This is a genomic window from Streptomyces sp. SID5785 (assembly GCF_009870065.1).
Lineage (GTDB): Bacteria > Actinomycetota > Actinomycetes > Streptomycetales > Streptomycetaceae > Streptomyces.
The window spans coordinates 1-3,772 of sequence record NZ_WWIA01001050.1 but is presented as its reverse complement, the minus strand read 5'-3'; the positions used below and the strand labels follow the sequence as shown (position 1 = coordinate 3,772).

The 3,772-nt window shown below is 70.3% G+C and carries 3 protein-coding genes; 2 read left to right on the top strand and 1 reads right to left on the bottom strand.

From position 1 onward, the window contains the following. The first annotated feature begins 99 nt into the window (after window positions 1-99). Window positions 100-2,046 (top strand): kelch motif-containing protein, encoded by a 1,947-nt coding sequence (locus GTW43_RS33995; protein ID WP_161305824.1) that lies wholly within the window; start codon window positions 100-102, stop codon window positions 2,044-2,046. A gap of 55 nt (window positions 2,047-2,101) precedes the next feature. Here GTW43_RS33995 and GTW43_RS33990 read toward each other — a convergent pair whose 3' ends face one another. After that, window positions 2,102-2,959, bottom strand: coding sequence for a TetR/AcrR family transcriptional regulator C-terminal domain-containing protein (locus GTW43_RS33990; RefSeq protein ID WP_161305823.1), 858 nt, complete (start codon window positions 2,957-2,959; stop codon window positions 2,102-2,104). Between the two features lie 175 nt (window positions 2,960-3,134). Here GTW43_RS33990 and GTW43_RS33985 point away from each other — a divergent pair. Then, the coding region (locus tag GTW43_RS33985; RefSeq protein WP_161305825.1) for an ABC transporter ATP-binding protein at window positions 3,135-3,772 on the top strand (638 nt) is incomplete at its 3' end.

The following is a 3,772-nucleotide window of genomic DNA, read 5'->3' as shown; positions in this document are numbered from 1 at the left end:
TGCACTGTGCAAATGAGCGTGTCGGCGCGGCGCCGAGGGCCGCTCCCGGTAGTCGTCGGGAGGTCGACACCCGCACGGCTCACCGCACCGGAGGCACCGATGGCACCTCGCACGACCCGTTCCCGTCTCAAGTCGCGCAAGACGTGGATCGGCGCGGCCGCCGTCGTCGTCCTGGTCGCCGTCAACGCCCCCGTCGTGGTCGGTGCGGCCCGGGAGCAGTACCACGGATGGGAGATCGAACAGCCCTCGTACATGGCGAAGAACGGGCACTGGGCCCTGGCCGACCTGCCCGACGGGCACCAGCTCAACTCGATCCACGCCGTCCTGCTGCACACCGGCAAGGTGCTGCTGATCGCCGGGTCCGGCAACGACGTCAAGCAGTTCGACGGGGGCTCCTTCAAGTCGACTCTCTGGGATCCCGTCAAGGACACGTTCAAGAAGATCGACACCCCGGCCGACCTGTTCTGCGCGGGCCACGCGCAGGTTCCCGACGGCAAGATCCTCGTGGCCGGGGGCACCGCCCGGTACGAGATGCTCAAGGGCGACGTGAAGCGGGCCGGTGGCGCGATGCTGGTCAAGAACGAGGACCCCGACCGGGCCCACTCGCTCCCGAAGGGCACCGTCTTCCGGTCGCCGGACGGCGCCGAGTACCGCGCCCAGTTCCCCGTCCACGTGCCCGCGGCGAAGAAGACGGTCGTCGGCCCGGGCGGCACCGCGAAGGTCACCGCGAGCCAGGCCCGCGTCTACGTCGAGTCCGCGATCGACGGCCGCAAGGGCATCACCAACACGAGCGAGCAGTACGAGGTCGAGGGGCTGCGCGGCAAGGACGCCGACAACGTGTACGGCCTGGCCAACAAGCTCGGCCTGGACAAGAAGGACTTCCAAGGCATCAAGGACGCCTACGAGTTCGATCCCGTCACCGAGAAGTACACCAAGGTCGGGTCGATGAGCGAGGCCCGCTGGTACCCGACCCTCACGACGCTCTCCGACGGCCGCGTCCTGGCCGTCTCCGGCCTCGACGACGTCGGGCAGGTCGTCCCGGGCAAGAACGAGATCTACGACCCGGCGACGAAGAAGTGGTCCAAGGCCCCCAGCCGGTACTTCCCCACCTACCCGTCCTTCTTCCTGACCGGGAAGAACCGCATCTTCTACACCGGCTCCAACGCCGGCTACGGCCCCGCCGACAAGGGGCGTGCGCCCGGCCTGTGGAACCTGGACGGCAACACGTTCACGCGCGTGCCCGGACTCGAGGACCCGGACGAACTGGAGACGTCCTCGTCGGTGCTGCTGCCGCCGGCGCAGGACCACAAGGTCATGGTGCTCGGCGGCGGTGGCGTCGGCGAGTCCTCCGCCGCGACCGCCCGCACCGCCGTCGTCGACCTCGACGCGGCCCGGCCCGCCTTCACTCCCGGCCCCGAACTCCCGGAGAACACACGCTACTTGAACAGTGTGATCATGCCGGACGACACCGTGTTCACGACCGGCGGCAGCAACGACTACCGGGGCCGCGGAGACAGCGACATCCTGCGGTCACAGATCTACGACCCGGCCGAGAACACGTTCACCCCCGCCGCCGCGCCCACCGTCGGCCGCAACTACCACACGGAGGCACTGCTGCTGCCCGACGGCCGCGTCGCCGTCTTCGGCTCCGACCCGCTCTTCGGCGACAAGGCGAACACCCGCCCCGGCCACTTCGAGCAGCGCGTCGAGGTCTTCGAACCGCCCTACCTGCACCACGGGGAGCGCCCCGCACTCGGCGTCGACCAGAAGGCCGTGCGCCGCGGCGGCCGGCTCACCCTGCACACCGAGAAGGGCGTCTCCGTCGACCGGGTCCGGCTGATGCACCCCGGATCGGCCACCCACGTCACCGACTTCGACCAGCGCTCGATCGCCCTCGACACCGAACGCCGGGCCGACGGCTCGCTCGGCGCGACCGTCCCCGACGACGCCTCCCTCGTCCCGGCCGGCTGGTACATGGTGTTCGCCACGGACCAGCACGGGACGCCCTCCAAGGCCCAGTGGGTGCGGGTGGACGCGGACCGCTGACGGCCCGGTCACGCGGGTCGGGACGACCGGTGCCGCACCGGACCTCCCGCCGGGCCTACTTCTCCCGCTGTCCGGACAGCAGGACCTCGATGCCGTCGAGGGTGCAGCGCAGGGTGAACTCGAAGACGTTCTCCGGGGAGACGGCCCGGAACTCGGCGGCGCCGAACCGCGAGATGAGGGGCAACTCCCGGTGGGCGAAGACCGCGCTGATGGCCGACTGGCGCGAGGCGAGCCACGCCTCGTCCTCGGCGGCGCTGCCGGCCCGCGCCAGCGCCAGCGCCGAGCCCTGCACCGCCGTACTGACGGCGACGGCCACTTGCAGCATGGCGGGCAGCGTCAGACCGTGCTCGCCGACGGTCCGCATGCGCCAGTCCGTGTAGGCCATCATCGACGGCGCCAGCGGGGGGCGGGTCGTCCCCGCGACGATCAGGGCGAGCCACGGATGCGCCCGGTAGATCTCCCACTCGGACCGCGCGGAGAGCTCGAGCGCGGCACGCCAGTCGTGTGCGCCGCGGGCGGGCAGCGGATGAGCGGCGAAGAGCGTCTCCACCGTGAGATCGATCAGCGTCTCCTTGTCGGGGATGTGCCGGTACTGCGACATCACCCCTACCCCGAGATCAGCCGCGGTGCGCCGCATGGACAGCGCCTCGAGACCCTCGCTGTCCGCGATCCTGATGGCGGCCTCCACGATCCGCTGCGCGGTCAGGCTCCCTTCCGCGGGACCGCTCCGGTGCGGGTCGCCTGCCTGCGGCGCGGACTGGCGTGGCGCGTGCGCGTCCGTACCGGAGAGGCCGGCGCCCCTGGCGTCGTGGCGGGCCCGGTACGCCCTCGACCGGCAGGCCGTCGAGCAGTACCGCGGCGGCCTGCCGCGCCCTTTGGCGTGGACGGGGCGGCCGCATTCCTCACAGGTCATCAGCTGGTTCACTTCATTTCGTGACGCTCAGGAGCTCGGGACGGTCGTCACGAAATATAGCAGTCGTGGTGCGGTGTGACGTGATGAGCTTGCAAGTAGGAGTGTGATGGGGCGGATTTGATTTCGTTCGGCTGATGCGTACGATGCACGCATGACGCATACGCCGTACCCATCCATGTCGTTCGCCTCCCGAGAGACACCCGCCGGTGAACCGGCGGTCGAGCTGCGCGACGTCACGAAGATCCATGGCCGTGAAGCGGGTTCCGTACGTGCGCTGGACCATGTCTCCGCGCGCTTCGGCGCGGGCACCTTCACCGCGGTGATGGGCCCCTCCGGCTCCGGGAAGAGCACTCTTCTGCAGTGCGCCGCCGGTCTCGACAGACCCACCTCCGGCAGCGTGCACATCGGCGGGGAGGACCTGTCCCGGTACGGCGAGGCGGAGCTCACGCGGCTGCGCCGGGACCGGATCGGTTTCGTGTTCCAGACGTTCAACCTCCTGCCGACCCTGACCGTCCGGCAGAACGTGACGCTTCCGCTGGAGCTCGCCGGACGAAGACCGCGCCGCGGCGCCGTCGACGCCCTTCTCGCCCGTCTGGGGCTGAAGGACCGGGCGGATCATCTGCCGGGGGAGCTCTCGGGAGGCCAGCAGCAACGCGTGGCGTTCGCGCGCGCCGTCCTGGCCGAACCCGCCGTGATCTTCGCGGACGAACCCACGGGCGCCCTGGACACCAACGCGGCCCGAGAAGTACTGCACCTGTTGCGCGCGGCGGTGGACGACGACGGCAGGACCATCGTCATGGTCACCCATGACCA

Excerpts from the sequence above, each read along its gene's own strand:
- GTW43_RS33995 (WP_161305824.1), top strand. The coding sequence starts at position 100 with ATGGCACCTCGCACGACCCGTTCCCGTCTCAAGTCGCGCAAGACGTGG.
- GTW43_RS33990 (WP_161305823.1), bottom strand. The coding sequence starts at position 2,959 with ATGACCTGTGAGGAATGCGGCCGCCCCGTCCACGCCAAAGGGCGCGGC.